Origin of the sequence: Bacillus sp. FJAT-49711, assembly GCF_018343715.1 — a bacterium.
In the GTDB taxonomy this organism is placed as follows: Bacteria; Bacillota; Bacilli; order Bacillales; family Bacillaceae_C; genus Lederbergia.
This window is the reverse complement of the sequence record NZ_JAGYPL010000002.1, coordinates 401,730-421,482: the sequence shown is the minus strand read 5'-3', so window position 1 is coordinate 421,482 and position 19,753 is coordinate 401,730. Positions and strand designations below refer to the sequence as shown.

Here is a 19,753-nt window from a genome sequence, read left to right as displayed (position 1 = left end):
TACACTTATATATTTTACACAGATTAAAATGAAAAACAAGGTTTTTTTGTATCATGTTGAAAATGGCAATGAAGCTAAATTTAATAATGAAAAATAAATTAAATTAAAGATCCTAAATCCACAAAGCAAAAAAGAGTTTGAATATGAATTTTGGGAAGAAAACCTACTTTTTTACATTTCTCATCCTCAGTTGAAGTAACTCTGGACGGTGCTCGAGCTTTTCACTTTTCCTGTTCTCAGTTGAGACAACTCAGGACAGCATTCTGAATTTTTCGCTTTTCCTGTCTTCAGTTGAGGGCAACCTTCCGAGCTTTTCGCTTTTCTTGTCCTCAGTTGAGACAACTTTGGGGCAACCTTCCTTTCTCATTTTTTGTCCCAGCTGCAGTTATCTATTGGGAGATTTCTTGTCTTTTTAGGATAAGGATAAGGCATCTATACAGCTAAATATCAAATAAAAAAGACGCTTTCGTTAAGCGCCTCAATAGTAATTATTCGAAAATCTCAGTTTCTATTAGTTTAAATTCTGTAACATCCACTATTCCTCGATTGGAGATGCGGATTTCTGGAATGACCGGCAATGCAATAAGTGAAAATGTCATAAATGGCGCATGAATTGGGCATCCAATTTCCTTCCATGCTTGTTCGAGATTTTGAACTTCTTTTACGACCGTTTCCAGTGGTTGATCTGACATAAGTCCGGCAATGCGCATGCTCACTTTAGCAAGGACTTTTTGATTTTCTACAACGATCATGCCACCGCCCATCTTAGCGAGCTCATTCGCAGCAAACGCCATATCTTCAGCATTCGTCCCCATGACAAGTAGATTATGGCTGTCATGAGCGACCGTGGAAGCTACTGCCCCTTTTTTCAATTGGAAACCATGCGCAAACCCAAGAGAAATCTGTCCTGTTGCATGATGACGTTCGATGCAAGCCAGCTGTAAAATATCTTTTTCCAAATCCGGTTGGATAAATCCATCGACCACTTGTAAGCTTGCAGTCATTTTTTCTGTACGAGCACTATTTTCAATGATTTTAATGACATTTACTTCCGCTGTTTGCTGAGCTTTACCCTTTAATAGGAAGTCATTCTCAGTAAGCCCCGATTTCAAATTGATTGAATTTCGAACGTGTTCAGGATAAGTGAAAGCAGGAAATTGTTTTACAAGTTTTCCGTTATTAAAAACGATTTCCCCGTCTGTAATGACCGTAACCGGTTCAACTTTTTCTAGATCTTCTATAATTAAAATATCTGCATATTTTCCTGGTGCTATCGCTCCAAGATCTTGTTCTAATTTATAATATCGAGCAACATTGATCGTGGCCATTTGAATCGCCGTAACAGGGTCGACCCCTTCTTCAATCGCGCGGCGAACGACGTGGTTTAGATGACCTTTTTCAATAAGGGTTTGTGGGTAAACATCATCTGTCACTAAGCTGATATTATCCGTGTTTACTTTATCTTCCGTTACAACTTTGATCACTTCTTTTACATCATGCCAAGCAGATCCTTCGCGAATCATAAGATGCATGCCCAATCTAACCTTTTCAAGCCCTTGCTCCCTCGTGACCGTTTCATGATCAGAAGTGACTCCCGAAGCGATATAAGCTTGCAGCATATGTGGGTCTTCAGCAGGAAAATGTCCCGTTACTGTTTTATTCGCCTTGATTGTTTCTTCAATTTCTCCACACATAAGAGGGTCACCGAAAACGACTCCTGGGAAGTTCATCACTTCTCCGAGACCAGCTACATTTTCCCACTGTAATCCAGCTTTAATATCCTCAACACCTAAAGACGCGCCTGCATCTTCAAAATCCGTCGTTGCCGGAACACATGATGGAAAAGTAGTAAACACTTTTAACGGAAGCTGTTGTCCTTCCTCATGCATTAAACGAACACCTTCAACACCAAAGACGTTAGCAATTTCATGCGGGTCCATAAAAATACCTGTTGTCCCTTTCGCAAGCGCAGCTTTCGAAAATTCCGTAACAGAAAGCATTGTGCTTTCCACATGCATATGACCATCCAATAACCCCGGAACGATATACTTATTGTGTACGTCAACCACTTTCGTTTCTTCACCAATTGTATGTTCAGCATTCCCTATATAGGCAATTCTTCCTTGGGAGATCGCGACATCCATGTTTTCAAGTAATTCTCCAGAAAATACATTCACGAGCGTACCATTTTTAATGACTAAATCGGCTTTTTCAATTCCTCTAGCCACTTTGGATAGCTGCTGACTCACTTCATAAAGTTTTTTTCTTTTGCTTTGCATAGATGCTGCACTCCCATCGATATTAATAAGGCTCTTTTCTCAAACATGGTTGCTATTTTAAATTCATAAAGAATATTTTATTTGAACGATCGTATGAAAATAGCTGCCAACTTTTGAACATTTACAAAAAAACACGAGAACCGCGCCTTAGTAAAAGGAGGGAATGCCCATAAGATTATGTGCATTCCCATTCATTGAGTTCTTTTTTATTATGTCTAACATCAGTGCCTATCGACTATTAAAATTCTTGCCCTCTTCCTTACGATAAGTAACATCGGCTCGTTCCTTTATCGCAAGTCTGGGACTGAAGTTTCTACGTCGATGGCTTTAAACGGCCCAGCCAAGATAGGCAATGAACACGACGAATAATACGTACATAATTGGATGAACTTCTTTGTATTTCCCTCTGAATACCATTGTTAAAGGATAAAGGATGAACCCTAAAGCAATACCAGTTGAGATACTATACGTTAATGGCATTGTAACAACAGTTAAGAAAGCAGGAATCGCAAATTCAAATTCGTTCCATTTGATTTCAGCTAATGCAGATGACATCAAAATTCCTACTACGATCAAAGCAGGAGCTGTAACTTGCGGTGTAACAACACTTAATAAAGGTGAAAAGAATAACGCTAAGATGAATAAGCCCGCAGTGACGATAGATGTAAAACCAGTACGCCCGCCAGCTGCAACTCCAGAAGTTGATTCTACATAAGATGTTGTTGTCGAAGTTCCCAAAAGTGCACCGATCATAGTTGCAATTGAATCGGCAGATAAAGCACGGCCAATTCTAGGCAATTTCCCATCTACTAATAATCCAGCTTGACGGGTAACAGCTAATAACGTACCAGCTGTATCAAAGAAATCAACAAATAATAATGTAAAAATAACAACGAGCATATGCGGAGTAAAAAGATCTCCTAAATGACTAAACATAGCACCAAAAGTAGGTTCAAGGCTTGGAATTGGAGCAACAAGTCCAGATGGCAAATCAATGAGCCCAAAAATAATCCCTGCAACGGAAGTGACGATCATTCCGTAAAAAATGGCTCCTTTAAAACGTCTGATCATGAAAAACGCAGTAACAATCAAACCAAAAATGGCTAATAAAGTAGTTGGAGCTGTGATATCACCAAGCGCAACAATCGTTGTACCAGGCTCTGCTTCTTTTACAATACCTGCATTTTGAAAACCGATAAAAGCAATAAACAAACCGATACCAGATGCAACCGCAAGCTTTAATTGTTCAGGAATAGCATTGATAATCGTTTCACGAATTTTTGTTAACGTTAAAATGAAGAAAATTAAACCAGAAACAAACGTACCTGCTAATGCTGTTTGCCAAGGAATACCCATTCCCAACACTACAGTAAAAGCGAAGAAAGCATTAATCCCCATCCCAGGCGCAAGTGCCACAGGATACTTTGCCCATAGACCCATGATTAAACAGGCAATAGCAGAAGCAAGACCTGTCGCAACGAAAATGGCACCTTGATCCATACCAGTTGCACTTAAAATAGATGGGTTAACGAAAAGAATATACGCCATGGCAAGAAAAGTGGTAAGACCCGCAACCGATTCTTGACGGTAGCTCGTATTCAATTCCTTAAAATTAAAATAACGATTCATGATTTTCCTCCTAAGTTCGAATGTCATGCCATAAATATGAAAGTGCTACACCCTGGTCAATCAGCTTGCTAATCGGCAATTACATGTGCAAAACAGCAAAAAACCCGGGCAAAAATCTACCCAGGTTCCGATCTACGTTGAATGAACGAATGAAAATGATGATATATTAATGAGAAAAATAATGACAAAACCTTTTAGATATCATTTTCAAATGTTATTCGATGTAGTCCGGTATTTTACGGTTACCTGGTAGAGACACTTGAGCCATATTCTCAAGCATATACATGGAATGAACTTTTATTTAATTATTTTCTACAACTCTATTAATAGCATAAAAGTCCTAGAATGGTCAATAGAAAAGACGAATGTTTTTATATGGAAATTAAACAATGTTCGTGAATTTCGCTCCCTCTTTCAATAAATCACCTTCGATTTTAGGCCATATCGCCGAACCTCCTCCAATATAGCAATATATGAGATTTTGAAAATACGATGTTTGAACACTGAACAGATTGTTTCTGAAGGAGAATAGATCCACCTTCAGACGAGAATAAAAACCTGAACGGGAATTAAATCCTCTTAAACGGAAACAAGCCGGCCTCGAACAGGAATTGATGGCCTGTCAACGGGAACAATTCACCTTCGGACGAGAATAAAAATCCTGAACGGGAATAAGCCGGCCTCGAACGGGAATTGGTGGCCTGTCATCGGGAATAAATCACCTTGGGACAAGAATCAAAATCCTGAACGGGAATTGCATCCTCTTAAACGGGAATAAGACCCCTTCGAACGGGAATTGATAGCCTGTCATCGGGAATAAATCACCTTCGGACGAGAATAAAAACCTGAACGGGAATTGAATCCTCTTAAACGGAAATAAGCCAGCCTCGAACGGGAATTGGAATTCGGTCAACGGGAATAAACCACATTCGAACGAGAATAAAAATCCTGAACGAGAATTGAACCCACTTAAAGGGGAATAAGCTAACCTCAAACGGGAATTGGAAGCTTGTCAACGAGAATAAACTCCATTCGTACGAAAATAAAAACCCCCGAACGACAACAGAAACTACCTCATAGATTCCATTTTTTTGAATTATCATGTCTTATTTTCAAAAAACTGCCTTTTTATTGTATAATATCTTGGTAGGTACTCCCTTTGTTAATAAAGATTAGTCTTTGAAAATCTATTGATTTTATTGAAAGTGAGTGTTCAGAATGGGTCGTAAATGGAACAATATTAAAGAGAAGAAAGCGTCTAAGGATGCGAATACAAGTCGTATTTATGCAAAGTTTGGGCGTGAAATATATGTTGCAGCAAAGCAAGGAGAACCAGATCCCGAATCGAATCAGGCTTTGAAGGTCGTGCTTGAGCGTGCAAAGACGTATAGCGTTCCGAGAGCTATTATTGATCGGGCGATTGAAAAAGCAAAAGGGGGGTCAGAAGAAAATTATGATGAGCTCCGCTATGAAGGATTCGGCCCTAATGGATCGATGGTAATAGTAGATGCTCTTACGAATAATGTGAACCGCACAGCCTCTGAAGTTCGTGCCGCTTTTGGTAAAAATGGCGGCAATATGGGAGTCAGTGGGTCTGTTGCATATATGTTTGATGCAACAGCGGTTATTGGGATAGAAGGAAAAACAGCAGATGACGTGCTCGAATTGTTAATGGAAGCGGACATCGATGTAAGAGATATTACCGAGGAAGATGAAATGGTGATTGTGTATGCCGAACCTGATCAATTCCATGCAGTACAAGAGGCTTTGAAAGACGCTGGCATTACCGAATTTGCCGTTGCCGAGCTGACGATGCTTGCTCAGAACCACATAGCATTGCCCGAAGATGCTCAAGCACAGTTTGAAAAAATGATTGACGCATTAGATAATCTTGAAGATGTTAGTCAGGTATATCATAATGTGGATTTTCCTGAGTCTTAATAAATTTCAATATTAAAAAGAAGCAGACCCAGTAATACAAAGGGTCTGCTTCTTTTTAATTCCTTATTTCTTTCCTCATAAAAGGATGTAATGAAGATTACAGTGAAAAAGGAGACAGAGTTGGTAGTGACCCCTAAAAGTTAAAGTTAAAACTAACTTTTAGGGGTCACCGTTCATTACTCTGTCCCCATTTTTATGTTTATTTCGGGTTAGGAATGAAATTCCCACCACGGCACTGTTTTAAATAATTCAATCCATGCACTTGTCCAGTCATTTCAAGTTCATCTTTATATACAGGATCATGCCAACCTTCAATTTCAATAGATCCTGTATAATTATTTTGCCTTAGAATTGTGATGACATCCGTCCAATTCGTATCCCCAAATCCTGGTGTCCGATGCCAGACATATTCATGTGGACCGTGTACTCCATGTTCTTTTACAACATCCCAGGCGATCGTTGCATCTTTTCCATGGACGTTGAATACTTTTGGCGCCCATTTGCGAAGCTGCGGAATTGGATCAATGAGGCTTACCATTTGATGGCAAGGTTCCCATTGTAGTCCGATATTATCAACAGGCAGTGCATTGAACATCATTTCCCATGCTGTTGGGTTATGGGCAATATTCCAGTCACCTTGTGTCCATGTTCCGCCCATATCGCAATTTTCAAAAGCAATTTTCAAACCACGGTCTTCGGCTCTTTTTGAGAGTTCTCCAAAGACTTCTTTGTATTTACCCATTGATTCGTCAATTGGACGATCTACTATTCTTCCGGTAAACCCGCAAACTATCTCTGCACCGAATAGATGGGCATTGTCTATTATTCTTTCCCAGCTTGCTAATGTATCGGCATTATCTCCGTGGCCCGTTAAAGGATTTCCAAACACACCTATTGTTGAAATAACAAAATCGTGTTGATCCATTAACTCTCTTATTTTTTTTGCATTTTCTACGAAATCATAGTTCCCTGTCGTTTGCCAAAAAGTTAAGCCAAATGATTCAAAACCATGTCCTACTATTTGCGGAATAACATCTGCCGCTGTATCTCCATTAACTAATGTCCCAACTCTGATTTGCTTCATTGTAATAGCCCCCTTTTTCACTTTTACTAATTACTTTTATTGTATTATACTTTTCTAGTAGTCTACTATATCGTTTATTGCGGTAATTTTATCTTATTTTGCGATTAGGGGTGTTTTTTTCAATGCGTGATGAATTATGGGAAAATACAAATCTACTTGACCATTCATTTCCGATTAATATTTTCCACAATGATACATTTGAGACAGAAACACTTCATCTTCATTGGCATGAGCATTATGAAATTATTTTATTAAAATCGGGTGAAACAGTATTTTATATAAATGGAAATCGAATACCTGCCATTGCGGGCGATATTATCTTTATTAACAGTGGTGAACTTCATACAGCCTTATCAGAATATCCTAACCATGTTCAATACGACGCGATTGTTTTTCATTCTTCATTACTTGGCAATGAATTGGAAGGCTCGCTTTCTCAAGATATCGTTTCTTCTTATGTAAAGAGGAACACAAAGGTAGCGAACATTATTAATCAAGATCACCCGCAATATTACACCGTAAAGGAAGCAATTGTCTCTCTTACTGAGGAATTCACAAAAAAAGATACTGGATATCAACTCGCTGTTCGAGCATATTGTCAGTTAATCTTTATGCAGCTTATTCGCTCGTTTACCGTACAACAAGGAGATGAATTACAGCTAGATGTATTGAAGAAAAAAGCAGAACGATTTAAAGCGCTCCTTCTCTTTATAGAGGAAAATTACTCACAAAAAATAACCGTTGGAAAAGCAGCGTCCATCGTGAACTTAAGTCCATATCACTTCTGTAAAGTTTTTAAAGAATTGACAGGATCTACATTCATTCAATTTATAAATCTACATCGCATTTATGAAGCCGATAAGCTATTAGTTAATTCAATATGGTCCATTTCGGAGATTGCAGAGCGTGTAGGATTTAATTCGATATATCGTTTTTCAAAAGTGTATAAGAACATTAAGGGCTACCCGCCATCTAATCAAAGGAAAATGATGTAGGAAATTTCAATTTTTGCCGGGGCTTGCCCATATGACACGCACCATATTGAAATAATAACTTTCAACTCGTTCGACACATAGCCCCGATTCTTGCGTCATTTTCATTATATCTCTCGTATGATGACATCCAATTGCGCGGTATAAAAGAGGGTTTAACATTCTTTGGATGACGGCCACTATTCGATTTGTGCTAATTCCGTGCTCCAAAAGCAGGATTTTTCCACCTGGCTTGCACCATTGTTGGATTTTCTTCATCATGAATAAAGGATTCTCATAACTGCAAAAGGATAGAGTAGAAACAATGGTATCAAAAGAATGAGTTTCAAAGCTTACTTCTTCAATATCTGAACAGATAAAATTGGCTACTACATTATTCTCACGAGCTGTCTTCATAGCTTCTCCCAACATAGCTTCACTAAAATCTACTGCAGTTACTTTTACTCCAGATTGATAGTATGGGAAATTTGCCCCCCCTCCAACAGCTAACTCCAATACTTCCCCCTTTGCTTTACTAATCAAGCTTTTTCGCATTGTTTTTTGTTTAGCCGTCTCTCTACTTTTCCCATAATTTGATGCTTGTCTATCAAATATTCGAATGAGTTTCTCCTTTTTCATCTGTCTCCCTCCCCTTGATATTAATATCTTTTAAAATTCAACAACATCCCCATGAACTCCTTTTTCCTAGAAAAACATGAGTCCTAGTAATCATTTTTTCTATAAAGGTTAATAAGTCCCGTTTCTTCATTACTCCTTTCCATTATAATATTGGTAATTTCAGGGAGGTGTGTTGAAAAGTGAAAAGAGGATTTTATATCATTTTTGCCATTTTACTAGTCTTAGCATGTTCACTTCCGGGAACTACACATTTGACAAAAGCAAAAGACAACGAAAGAGCAACTAAGGTTCAGCCAGGAATTGAAGTGTTGTTGGAAAACCATCTCGAATGGATTAAAGGAAAACGAGTAGGACTTGTCACTAATCCAACAGGGATTGACAGCAGCCTTGTTAGCACGGTCGATTTATTATATGAACATCCTAATGTTAACTTAACTGCTTTATTTGGGCCAGAACATGGAATTCGCGGCGACCAGCCAGCTGGTGCCTACGTAGAATCATATATCGATGAACGGACAGGCCTTCCGGTTTACAGCCTATATGGTTCAACTTGGAAGCCTTCACAAAAAATGCTGGAAAACGTGGATGTCATACTGTTTGATATTCAAGACGTTGGTTCGAATGTGTATACATACATTTATACACTTGGATTTGTGATGGAAGCAACTGCTGAATTTAATAAAGAAGTGATTGTACTTGATCGTCCAAATCCGACGGGTGGTGTCCGAGTAGAAGGCCCTGTTCGTGATGCAGATACGGTCAGCTTTATGGGAAGATTTCTTCTTCCCGTCCGTCACGGTATGACGGCCGGAGAACTGGCAACCATGTGGAATCATGAATACAATCTCGGTGTCAATTTGAAAGTAGCAAAAATGAAGGGCTGGAAGAGGACGATGCATTTCGAGGAAACTGGACTTCCTTTCGTTTTGACATCACCTAACATCCCAACACCCGAAACAGCATTTTTATACACAGGGACAGAATTACTTGATGACACCTCCCTATCTACAGGTCTTGGCACGACGAAACCATTTGAATTGCTTGGGGCTCCTTGGATTGACGGTGAGGATTTAGCTGAAGAACTGAACGGAAGAAAAATAGAGGGCGTTTCTTTCCGAGCAGCTTATTTTACACCAATGTTTGGTAAATACCAAGATCAACGTGTAGGTGGTGTACAAGTTCATATTGAAAATATAAGCAAAGTTAATTTAGTGGAGTTAGGGCTTCAGTTAGTGGATGCTATGAAGGACCAAAATCCCGAAAAATTCCAAATGACTTCCTCTTATGATTCTTTAATTGGGGACAAGCATGTTCGCCCACTTGTATTAGAGGATCGACCTATAGAAGAAATTACAAACATATGGAAAGAGGAACTGAACGATTGGATTAAAAATATAAGAAACCAGTACTTGATGTATGGCCCTTATCCGGCAAAAGCCCAGCCTTATAAAAATGAAGGGATATTAGGAATCTTGCCTCATGATTTAGAATTAGCACCGGGACAGTCCAAGGAATTAACATTAATTGGTTTCGATAAGAATGGGAAAAAGCTTGATATCAACCCCTCACTTATAACGTGGAAAACAGATGGAGATATTGGGTCAATAAAAGGTCAAACATTTACTGCTATAAAAGCAGGGATAGGTACTGTCACTGCCAGTTTCAATAAATTCCAAGCTAAACGATCTGTTGTCGTAGCTCAAAATATAATCACTAATATTAGACATAGCGTCAATCCAGATTATGCAAGAGTTGTTTTTGATTTAAATAAAAATACAGATTATCAAATTTCTGAAGAAAAGGGACTACTCATTTTGACTGTCCCGTACGCAGAAATAGGTTCTCCCCTTTCATCCAATGAAAGTAAAACCATTACAATAGCAAACAGCCCTATCCTTTCTAAAGTGACGTTTGACATCATCGATGGTCATACATTTGAAGCACGTTTTCATTTAAAAGCAGACAAAGCAAGGTATGAGGATCCGTACTTCTCAAACCGAATTGTAATTGATTTAATGAATAATTAGACCACTAAAAAACCATTCTTCCATACTTGGAAGAATGGTTTTTTCCTCTTCTATTAATTTGAACCTGTTTCCAAACGACTCATAAACTCTTCCATCGGGCTGTATCCTTGTTGTTTTAAATACCAGTTATTTGCTGCAGCCTCAATTAATCCGGCAACATCACGACCAGGCTGGAGCTGAATTTCGATATGTGGAATGCGGACTCCCATATATTCTGTAAATTTCGGCTCCACTTCCAATTCATTATATAAAGAGTTCTCCCGCCATTTCGTCAGTTCGATATCCAGCGCAATTCTCGTTTCTTCCTGAAAAGCTCTTCTCCCATATAACCGGACGACATTTAGCAGGCCGATGCTGCGGAGAGCGAGAAATTCCTTATTGCTCTCATTATGTGTCCCGAGAAGAGTTTGTGGACTAAGCTTTTTTAATACAACGATATCATCAGCGATTAACCTATGCCCACGGCGAATTAAAGTATGGGCTGTTTCACTTTTTCCGACTCCTGATTTACCACGCAGTAAAATTCCCATTCCCGATACGTTAATACAAACACCGTGGATCGATATTTCTTGAGCCAATTCCTTTATCATGAAAGCATCTAGCTTTGCTATAAATTCTGATGTACGTTCATTTGTATGAAGCAACGGAATCCCTTCCTGCGCGCAATATTGTGTGATGTACTCCAAACCTTCTTGCCCAGCGGTCACGATAAAACAAGGTGGGTGGTATTTGACAATATTTCCAATCCTATATTTTCTTTCATCTTTACTTAGAGTATGCAAATAAGTGATTTCTGTCCTACCAAGTATTTGCACACGCTCCATTGGGAAAAAATCAAAATAACCGACAAATTCCAAACCTGGCCGATGTGCCTTTGGCTTCGTAACTGTTCGACGAAGCTCATTTTCTCCGGCCAATACTTTCAAAGAAAACTTTTTTACTAATTTTTCTATCGTTATAACTCCCATGTTTCCACACCCATTCCTTATATCCTCAAAACAATACTTTGTTCGACATATCACAAACATTTTTTTACTTAATGCCAAATTTTTTATATCCATTACATTCATGCCAACATTGACTTTATCTTAGTGAATTATTATAACACACTTCATTGAAAGTTTGGAAGCATTTACAAAATCGTCAAATATTATTTTAATAAAATTATTAATCTTTAATAAGGATTATATTTTTCATTTTCGTTGTATTGAAATTGGTGAGTATATATAATAAGAGTGAGTAATCACTCACATAAGGAGGCTTAACAATGGCAGCCACGATTAAGGTGCATTCTGTAAGTAAAAGCTTTGGTAAAAAGGTTGTCTTGAACAAGATTGATTTAGCTGTGGAACAAGGTCAAATTTATGGATTAATCGGTCCCTCTGGTTCAGGGAAAACAACTTTAGTCAAAATAATCGTTGGTATGGACCGCCCTTCCCAAGGAGATGTTCACGTACTCGGTACAGCAGTCCCTAACTTAACTTTACTGCAAAAAATTGGCTATATGGCACAGGCAGATGCTTTATATAGTGATTTAACCGGCGAAGAAAATCTTGCCTTCTTTGCTTCATTATTTAAGTTAAAAAAAGACTTAAAGAAAAAGAGAATTACTTATGCCGCGGATCTCGTTAACCTTACTGCCGATCTTAAGAAAAAAGTAAGAGATTATTCAGGTGGTATGAAACGTCGATTATCCCTTGCAGTAGCCCTAATACAAGATCCACAAGTACTAGTCTTGGATGAGCCGACTGTCGGGATTGATCCAGAATTGAGGAGATCCATTTGGGCTGAAATCCATCGTTTAAAAGAAAAAGGAAAGACGATCCTCGTCACTACCCATGTTATGGACGAGGCTGAAAAATGTGACCGCCTTGCTATGGTACGGGATGGAGAAATCATTACGTCCGGTTCCCCCTCGGAATTAAGAGAAAAATATGGAATTACAAGTTTAGAAGATGTATTTTTAATGGCTGGAGGGAAAAAGGAATGAGAATATTAGCTTTAGTGAAGCGGATCATCCAGCAGATGCTGCGTGATAAACGGGCCCTTGCTTTAATGATGGTTGCACCGTTACTTATTTTAACCCTTCTTCATTATTTACTATCTGGTGAAACAGCCACACCTCGTCTCGGCATTAATGCCCCAATTGAACAGCTGATTGAATCATTACAGGAAAAAGATCTTGATGTTATCAACTATGATCAGCTTGAGAATACGAAGACATTCATCGAAGGCCATGATTTAGACGGTGTTCTTGAAATCAATGATGAAACGATTATTTTAACCTTGTTAAATGATGAAACATCCTCAGCAAAGGCGCTGCAAATGAAAGTTCAGCAAAGCATTGCTGCAATGAATGCAAAAAATCAGGCTGAAAATATGGAGAAGTTTGTAAAAGAAATTCAAACTAAGCTGCCCCAAGTAAAACCTTCGCAGCTGGAACAAGCGAATGTGCCTAATTTCCAAACTGCATTTATTTACGGGAACAAAAATACAGTCTTTTTCGATTTATTAAGCCCCATTTTAGTTGGTTTTTTTGTTTTCTTCTTTGTCTTTCTTATTTCAGGAATTGCTTTACTGAAAGAACGGACGACAGGTACTTTGGATCGATTAATGGCAACTCCGATTCGACGATGGGATATTGTGTTTGGTTATGTTTTAGGATACGGGTTATTTGCTGTCATTCAAACGTTAATCATAGTCTTTTATGCAATAAAAGTATTAGATATGATGATTGTCGGCTCATTATGGAATGTCGTTCTCATTAACTTAATATTAGCCTTGGTAGCACTATCACTCGGGATCCTCCTATCGTCCTTTGCAAACTCTGAGTTTCAAATGATGCAATTTATACCAGTCGCCATTATCCCGCAAATATTTTTCGCTGGCATTATTCCTGTTGAAGGTATGGCAAACTGGCTGCAAGTAATTGCTAAATTTATACCAATGTATTATGGCGGCAACGCTTTAGTTGATGTCATGTATAAAGGCTTAGATTTAAACGATATTAAAAATAATCTTTTTGTGCTATTAGGATTTGCCTTTATCTTTATCGCCTTAAATATAATTGCTTTGAAAAAGTATCGAAAAATATAAGGAGAAAACAATGTCTGATACAGATTTGATAATTGAACAGATTTTTGATAATGAGAATTTTACTGAAAAACAAAGAAAAATTATTGAAGCAGCCATCGAGTTATTTTCTGAAAAGGGCTATGCTTCTACTTCAACTAATGAAATTGCAAAAAAAGCAGGAGTTGCGGAAGGTACAATTTTCCGGCATTATAGAACAAAAAAAGAGCTGCTTATGTCCATCATAATGCCTCTTATTACAAAGATAGTTGGACCTATTATTGTGAATGATTTCAATAAGGTGTTGGATCAAGAGTACGATCATATTGAGGACTTTTTAAAGGATACACTTGAAAATAGAAAAGCAGTTTTATTAAAGCTGTTACCTGTTATAAAGATTATACTTCAGGAAATCCCTTTTCAAGCGGACTTAAGAGAGCATATTATTGAACGTTTTGGTGAAAAAATATTTGAGCTTTTCGTTAACAAAATTAAAATCTATCAAGAAAAAGGACAATTGATAGACATGCCGCCAAAAAGTTTAGCTAGGATATTAATTACTAATATATTGGGCTACTTATTTTCCCGTTACATCCTCTTTCCTAACTATGAATGGGACGATGAACATGAAACTGAATGGACCATTCGATCTATACTGAATGGAGTCGAAATGAAAAATTGATGACTAAAGACACACTTTCACCGTTAAGAAAGTGTGCCTTTTCCATTTTTTGGTGAAACTGAAATAAAAATGTAACACAATTCCTACTCTAGTGAAATATTCCTGTCATATTCTCCTGCTATACTAATGCTAGATTAAAACGTTAGGAGAGACTATTACTTTGAAAAAAATAGTTATTTCGACGATCACAGCTTGTTTTCTGATATTTAGTTTTTCTGGTGTTTCTTCAGCCGCGGCTAGTACATATAAAGTTAAAAAAGGCGATTCTTTATGGAGAATTGCAAGTACACACAAAATCACAGTCAACCAACTAAAAAGTTGGAATGGACTTAAATCGGATTTAATTAAGCCAAACCAAGTATTAAAGTTAACAAAGCCACAAGTAAAGGCAGTCAAAAAAGCTGCCCCGAAAAAGGTCGCAGCAAAGAAAAAAACAACTACTAGTAAAAAAGCTGCCTATAAAACTATGACAGTTAAAGCAACTGCCTATACAGCAAGTTGTAAAGGCTGCAGCGGAATTACTGCCACTGGTATTAACTTAAAGAAAAACCCTAATGCAAAAGTCATTTCCGTTGATCCAAAAGTGATTCCATTGGGAACAAAAGTATGGGTTGAAGGATATGGAGACGCGATTGCTGGTGATACTGGCGGCGCCATGAAAGGAAATAAAATTGACATTCACTTGCCTACTAAAGCAAAAGCACTGCAATGGGGAGTACGAACTGTAAAAATAAAAGTCTATAAATAAATTGCAACCCGGATGCTCTGCATTCGGGTTTTTCGTTGACTCTTTAAGCTATCATAGATTGAATATGATATTATTTTCCTAATGAACTTGATTACTCTTAATTGCAGAAAGGAATTTTATTGAATGCTACAAGATCGTCTGTATTATAAAGATCCGTATCTTACTACCTTCACCTCTCGAATCATTAAGGAATCACAGGATTCAAATGGCAATTGTTTTGTCGTATTGGAAAATACCGCATTTTACCCCACTGGCGGCGGCCAACCACATGATGCAGGAACATTAAACGGGATTAACGTATTTAATGTAGAGGAAATAAATGGAGAAATTCGCCATTCTATCGCCAAACAGCTAGATTCTCCTCAAGAAATTGAAGGCATCATTGATTGGAGCAGACGCTTTGATCATATGCAGCAACATGCAGGGCAGCATATTTTGACCGCTGCGTTTGTAGAATTATTCGGATTCCAAACGGAGAGCTTCTATTTGGGGAAAGAGCTATGCACGATTGACCTGTCAATAGAGAATATTAACTCTGAACAATTGGAAGCTGCGGAAAAGTTTGCAAATGAGATTATATTAAAAAACCTCCCTATCCAAACGAAATGGGTATCAGAGAACGAACTTGACCAATACTTTTTGCGAAAAGAATTAGCAGTTACCGATGAAATCCGCTTAGTCATTATACCAGAATTCGATTATAACGGCTGTGGCGGTACCCATCCTAATACAACAGGACAAGTAAGTGGAATAAAAATACTATCAACGGAAAAGCAAAGACGAAATATACGTGTTCATTTTGTTTGTGGTGGTCGTATTTTGCAGCAACTACATAGAAAAACATCTATTTTAGCGGAGGCTTCCAGGCAACTGAGTGCCTCTGAAAATAACATAAATCACTCTGTTTCCAAACTCTTAGAAACAAACCGGACGTTAGAAAGGTCTTTGGAAGAAGCACAAGCATCTCTATTAACGTTTGAAGGAAAGGAATTATTATTAAAAAAAGAATCCCATATCGTGAAAGGCGTCTACTTTGGGCGGAATATGCAAGATGTACAGAAACTAGCAAGATTAATTGTATCCGAGGACGATGACGTCATAGTCCTATTTGTAGTCGAAAATGAAAATCGACTACAGTTTGTTGCAGCAAAAGGGTCCGCGGTTGGAACGAGTATGAAGAAAGCTTCAGAAGTTGCCCTATCTGCAATCAATGGGAAAGGTGGAGGAAAAGATGCGTTCGTCCAAGGTGGTGGAGAACGTACCATGACAGGAAACGAATTGCTGGATAAAATGGTGGTTTCTTTTCGTTAAACTGTTCCCTAAACTCAAGGCATTCGGAAAAATTTGATTTTCCCGAATGCCTCTTTTCCATTTAATTACATTTTTTATATAAATGGCAAGTGACATAGTGACCTTTAGAAGTTGTTTGCAGATTTGCATACGAGCACTACAACACCTATGAATTGACTATCCATGAGAGAAATTTTCTAGACTTGGGACAGTAGCTTCCAGTAAAAGTACTTTGCCTTTTCAACTGTGTGCATTATATTCGGAATGCTATTTATTTAATCAAGAGCTTTAACAGATATAACTAGGTAATTGACTTTACTTAATTCATCAGAAGTTTCCTCTTATAATAGCTGAAAGCAATATTTTCATTTATAAGTAAGCATTAATACATATTACAATTTAATAATACTTGGAATTTCATATAATTATATAAAAGGTAGGCATGTCTCCCCGTTCTTGTATTAGGGTTCTTCATTGAACGTAGACGGCGAAGAAACGCTCGATCGCATTCACAAGAAGCTCCGAAATGCCGGTAACATTCATCATGTGCCTGACAGGCAGCATCAACTTCATTAATGGGGGCACCTGGCCCGCTGCACCCCGGTCCACACCAACGATATTCTGGAAAAACACATAAACGCAACTTTCTGCGGTATCTGTTCCGTGTCATTAACACAACCTCCCTCCATTTATTTTGTTAATATAGGATATTCGATTATGTGCAGCTATGTATAAGCTGTTTTCTTAGCATTACGAGGCAAGAATAACAACAAAAAAACCATCCCTATAATATGAGAATGGTCTTTGATAAAATTAAATTAATATTTTAATGGGATTTCTCTATTACTTCTATTCCAAGGTGTCCCTAATAATGGAAGAGCCCAGCGATCTAAACCATACCAGCCCGCAACTTTCCATGCTAATACTAGCCAAGTCGCTAGAATGAACAATAATGGGTTAGTACTCAAGGTACCAGCAAAAAGAAAGCTCACATTCATTAATGCACCAAAGAAAGCGGCAATTCCAGTTAATAATCCAACAATTAATCCTAGTCCCACGAGTAATTCACCATATGCAACCATAAAAGCAAAAACTTTAGCATTTGGCAAGACCACACTCTCTAAAAAGTTAGCATACCACCCGGTAACATCTGCCCCTTCTTGAGATTTTGCCAGTGCTCCCTGTACAAATCCTTGAATAGCCCCTCCCGCATTTTCACCTGTCCAAGCATCACTTGTAACCTTCCCCCACCCCGCCGTCAACCAAGCGTAGCCAACATATAAACGAATAATTAGCCAAATAAGAGCAGAACGTGTATTGCTAAATAAGAATTTTGAAACTGGGTTTTCAGATATTACAATATTTTTTTTGTCAAACATCGTACTTCCTCCTAAAATATTATCAATCAAATTTCATTATATTATATAAATAGCGGAAGTCGGAATCTTTACTCACTTTCAGGTCTAACTTAATCCTTTTTATTTGATTTAGTAGTTTTTCGCTTTTTCAATGGTAATAAGTTTTTATTAAATGGCTGTCTTTGAACATAGAGACTTTCCTTCCCTGCCTAAGAGGAGAATTATACCACTAACCCGCTTTAATCATTTAAAGCAGTTCCAACTGTAGAGCCATTATTTTGACCTAACACTATATCCCGAATTGAAACCAAGTTAAGGTTAGCAGCCAAACTCCTAGAACATTTACGGGATCAGTTACAGCATCCTTATGTATGAGTAAATAATTAAATTATTTTTTCACATTGTTTTGGTCCAACATTTCTTTTAACACAATAGCCTGGTTATGCTTCTCATCTTTAGCACCATATATTAAAGTGACCATTTCCCTTTGTTCTAACACTAAACTTTTTAAATCTTCCAATTGAGTGTTTTTTTGTAATTCATCTTTGTATTTCTTTTTGAATTCATCAAACTTTTCCGGGTCGTGATTAAACCATTTCCTTAATTCGTTGGAGGGTGCAACTTCTTTCATCCAATGATCAATTTTTAATTGTTCCTTTGACACACCGCGAGGCCATATTCTATCGACCAATACACGGATTCCATCCCAGCTTGACGCATCTTCATAAGCGCGCTTTATTTTAACTTCCATGCAAGTCATTCCTTTCATTAACTCATAAGGCAATTGAAGTGCCTCATGAATTAATCCAAAACCGTATTTATACCATTTTTCACACAGTGGCGTATTATTATAGAGCGTGCATCTCTTTCTCCGCCTCATCCCATTTCACAGTATACCCTTGCCCTTTTGCACAAAAAATGGAGGATGAAGTGTATTCAGGATCAGCGTTTTTATTATAGCCCATACTTGCAATGACTTCCTCTTCATTGTGACAACGCTCGTAACCCGAAAAGACTAAATTAAGCATACCTTTTCCATGGGTGATCGCTGCAAATTGAGTACTATAATCCATAAAAGCAGCAACAGGAACTAGCCCTGTTAAAATAACATGATCTCCTTCTGTTATTGGAGGATCATATACACCGTGGGCAGTTTGAATATCAGAAATGACCCGGCCCATTTGTTCTAGACCGACCTTAATTTTAAATTGATAAACAGGCTCTAGAATCACATTTGCTGCTTTTTCCAATCCTTGTCGCAGCGCTCGATACGTTGCTTCCCTGAAATCTCCGCCGGAAGTATGTTTATTATGGGCCCGACCAGTCAGTAAAGTTACTTTAACATCGGTAATTGGCGAGCCTGTTAAAAGTCCGTGATGATCTCGTTCATAAAGATGATGTTGAATAAGGTTTTGATTTCCAACGGACAAGTCGTCCGCGTGACAAGAATTTTGGAAAGTCATTCCGCTATTTCTTTCTCCAGGTTCGAGCCTTAAATGGACTTCTGCATAATGACCTAAAGGCTCAAAGTGTCCATAACCATTCACTGCATTTTCAATCGTTTCCTTATACAGGATTTCAGGCTTATCAAAAGAAACTTTCAACTGAAAGCGTTCAAAAACAATTTGCTTCAATACCTCAAGCTGAATGACTCCCATGATGTGAATATGAATCTCTTGTAAACTCTCTTCCCATATTACATTTAAAGATGGGTCCTCTGCGTCCAGTATATTAAAATATTTAATTGCTTCTTTTAGATTGATTTCTCGATCGAAAATGACCTTCGATTTTAAAGTTGGAACCATTTCATAATTTGACTTTTCCAGTAAAGTTCCAAGACCATCACCGACTTCGGGCATGGTTAGGCCCGTAACTGCAAACAGTTGACCAGCCTCCCACTAGTGTTGCACGATAACCAATAAATGTAACTTTTGATTTAAAAGTAAAAATTTTCCAGTCGCTTTCATTCTATTTTTTAAAAAAAGGTAACGCTCAGTCTATTTCGACCCAGTTCCCTTTTTTTGTAAATATTT

General features: G+C 37.9%; 16 protein-coding genes, 1 pseudogene and 1 riboswitch. Of the genes and pseudogenes, 8 read left to right on the top strand and 9 right to left on the bottom strand.

The genetic code is table 11. From position 1 onward, the window contains the following. Positions 1 to 488: 488 nt before the first annotated feature. Together ade and KHA96_RS09665 are read right to left on the bottom strand one after the other, a co-directional pair. On the bottom strand, positions 489 to 2,279 hold the full coding sequence (gene ade / locus KHA96_RS09670) for an adenine deaminase (protein WP_213129098.1): 1,791 nt from the start codon (positions 2,277 to 2,279) through the stop codon (positions 489 to 491). A 327-nt stretch (positions 2,280 to 2,606) separates the two neighbouring features. Further along, the gene (locus tag KHA96_RS09665; RefSeq protein ID WP_213129097.1) at positions 2,607 to 3,908 is read right to left on the bottom strand and encodes an NCS2 family permease; all 1,302 of its coding nucleotides are present in this window, start codon (positions 3,906 to 3,908) and stop codon (positions 2,607 to 2,609) included. Positions 3,909 to 4,112: 204 nt separating this feature from the next. Further along, a riboswitch (purine riboswitch) is annotated at positions 4,113 to 4,214 on the bottom strand. A 912-nt stretch (positions 4,215 to 5,126) separates the two neighbouring features. On the opposite strand from KHA96_RS09665, the gene KHA96_RS09660 reads away from it, so the two are divergent. Next, complete coding sequence (locus KHA96_RS09660; RefSeq protein WP_213129096.1) at positions 5,127 to 5,849, top strand: YebC/PmpR family DNA-binding transcriptional regulator; 723 nt, start codon at positions 5,127 to 5,129, stop codon at positions 5,847 to 5,849. 199 nt (positions 5,850 to 6,048) lie between these two features. Here the strand turns inward: KHA96_RS09660 and KHA96_RS09655 are convergent, their stop codons facing one another. Continuing rightward, positions 6,049 to 6,933, bottom strand: a complete 885-nt coding sequence (locus KHA96_RS09655; protein ID WP_213129095.1) for a sugar phosphate isomerase/epimerase family protein — start codon at positions 6,931 to 6,933, stop codon at positions 6,049 to 6,051. Positions 6,934 to 7,055: 122 nt separating this feature from the next. Here KHA96_RS09655 and KHA96_RS09650 point away from each other — a divergent pair, with 122 nt between their 5' ends. Then, the gene (locus tag KHA96_RS09650) at positions 7,056 to 7,928 is read left to right on the top strand and encodes an AraC family transcriptional regulator (protein WP_213129094.1); all 873 of its coding nucleotides are present in this window, start codon (positions 7,056 to 7,058) and stop codon (positions 7,926 to 7,928) included. Positions 7,929 to 7,934: 6 nt separating this feature from the next. Here KHA96_RS09650 and KHA96_RS09645 read toward each other — a convergent pair whose 3' ends face one another. Further along, entirely contained in the window at positions 7,935 to 8,543 is a 609-nt protein-coding gene (locus KHA96_RS09645; protein WP_213129093.1) for a class I SAM-dependent methyltransferase, read from the bottom strand. A gap of 179 nt (positions 8,544 to 8,722) precedes the next feature. Between KHA96_RS09645 and KHA96_RS09640 the strand changes: the two genes are divergently transcribed. Further along, the gene (locus KHA96_RS09640; RefSeq protein WP_213129092.1) at positions 8,723 to 10,570 is read left to right on the top strand and encodes an exo-beta-N-acetylmuramidase NamZ family protein; all 1,848 of its coding nucleotides are present in this window, start codon (positions 8,723 to 8,725) and stop codon (positions 10,568 to 10,570) included. A 53-nt stretch (positions 10,571 to 10,623) separates the two neighbouring features. Here KHA96_RS09640 and hprK read toward each other — a convergent pair whose 3' ends face one another. Further along, entirely contained in the window at positions 10,624 to 11,538 is a 915-nt protein-coding gene (gene hprK, locus KHA96_RS09635; RefSeq protein ID WP_213129091.1) for an HPr(Ser) kinase/phosphatase, read from the bottom strand. 299 nt (positions 11,539 to 11,837) lie between these two features. On the opposite strand from hprK, the gene KHA96_RS09630 reads away from it, so the two are divergent. The 5 genes from KHA96_RS09630 (at position 11,838) to KHA96_RS09610 (ending at position 16,383) form a co-directional block, all read left to right on the top strand. Then, positions 11,838 to 12,560, top strand: coding sequence for an ABC transporter ATP-binding protein (locus KHA96_RS09630; protein WP_213129090.1), 723 nt, complete (start codon positions 11,838 to 11,840; stop codon positions 12,558 to 12,560). Continuing rightward, positions 12,557 to 13,666, top strand: coding sequence for an ABC transporter permease (locus tag KHA96_RS09625; RefSeq protein ID WP_213129089.1), 1,110 nt, complete (start codon positions 12,557 to 12,559; stop codon positions 13,664 to 13,666). Before KHA96_RS09630 ends, KHA96_RS09625 begins: the two co-directional genes overlap by 4 nt. Positions 13,667 to 13,676: 10 nt before the next feature. Then, a complete protein-coding gene (locus tag KHA96_RS09620; protein ID WP_213129088.1) occupies positions 13,677 to 14,324 on the top strand; it encodes a TetR/AcrR family transcriptional regulator in 648 nt (215 codons plus the stop codon). A gap of 160 nt (positions 14,325 to 14,484) precedes the next feature. Next, a complete protein-coding gene (locus tag KHA96_RS09615; protein WP_213129087.1) occupies positions 14,485 to 15,072 on the top strand; it encodes a 3D domain-containing protein in 588 nt (195 codons plus the stop codon). A gap of 123 nt (positions 15,073 to 15,195) precedes the next feature. After that, complete coding sequence (locus KHA96_RS09610) at positions 15,196 to 16,383, top strand: alanyl-tRNA editing protein (protein ID WP_213129086.1); 1,188 nt, start codon at positions 15,196 to 15,198, stop codon at positions 16,381 to 16,383. 361 nt (positions 16,384 to 16,744) lie between these two features. Here KHA96_RS09610 and KHA96_RS09605 read toward each other — a convergent pair whose 3' ends face one another. The 4 genes and pseudogenes from KHA96_RS09605 to KHA96_RS09590 all read right to left on the bottom strand — a co-directional run. Continuing rightward, on the bottom strand, positions 16,745 to 17,032 hold the full coding sequence (locus tag KHA96_RS09605) for a phospholipase A2 family protein (protein WP_213129085.1): 288 nt from the start codon (positions 17,030 to 17,032) through the stop codon (positions 16,745 to 16,747). A gap of 148 nt (positions 17,033 to 17,180) precedes the next feature. After that, positions 17,181 to 17,741 (bottom strand): DoxX family protein, encoded by a 561-nt coding sequence (locus KHA96_RS09600; protein ID WP_213129084.1) that lies wholly within the window; start codon positions 17,739 to 17,741, stop codon positions 17,181 to 17,183. A 367-nt stretch (positions 17,742 to 18,108) separates the two neighbouring features. Next, the gene (locus tag KHA96_RS09595; protein ID WP_213129083.1) at positions 18,109 to 18,471 is read right to left on the bottom strand and encodes a DUF488 domain-containing protein; all 363 of its coding nucleotides are present in this window, start codon (positions 18,469 to 18,471) and stop codon (positions 18,109 to 18,111) included. 97 nt (positions 18,472 to 18,568) lie between these two features. Then, a pseudogene (locus tag KHA96_RS09590) lies at positions 18,569 to 19,612 on the bottom strand (elongation factor G); the annotation flags it as partial. Positions 19,613 to 19,753: the final 141 nt, after the last annotated feature.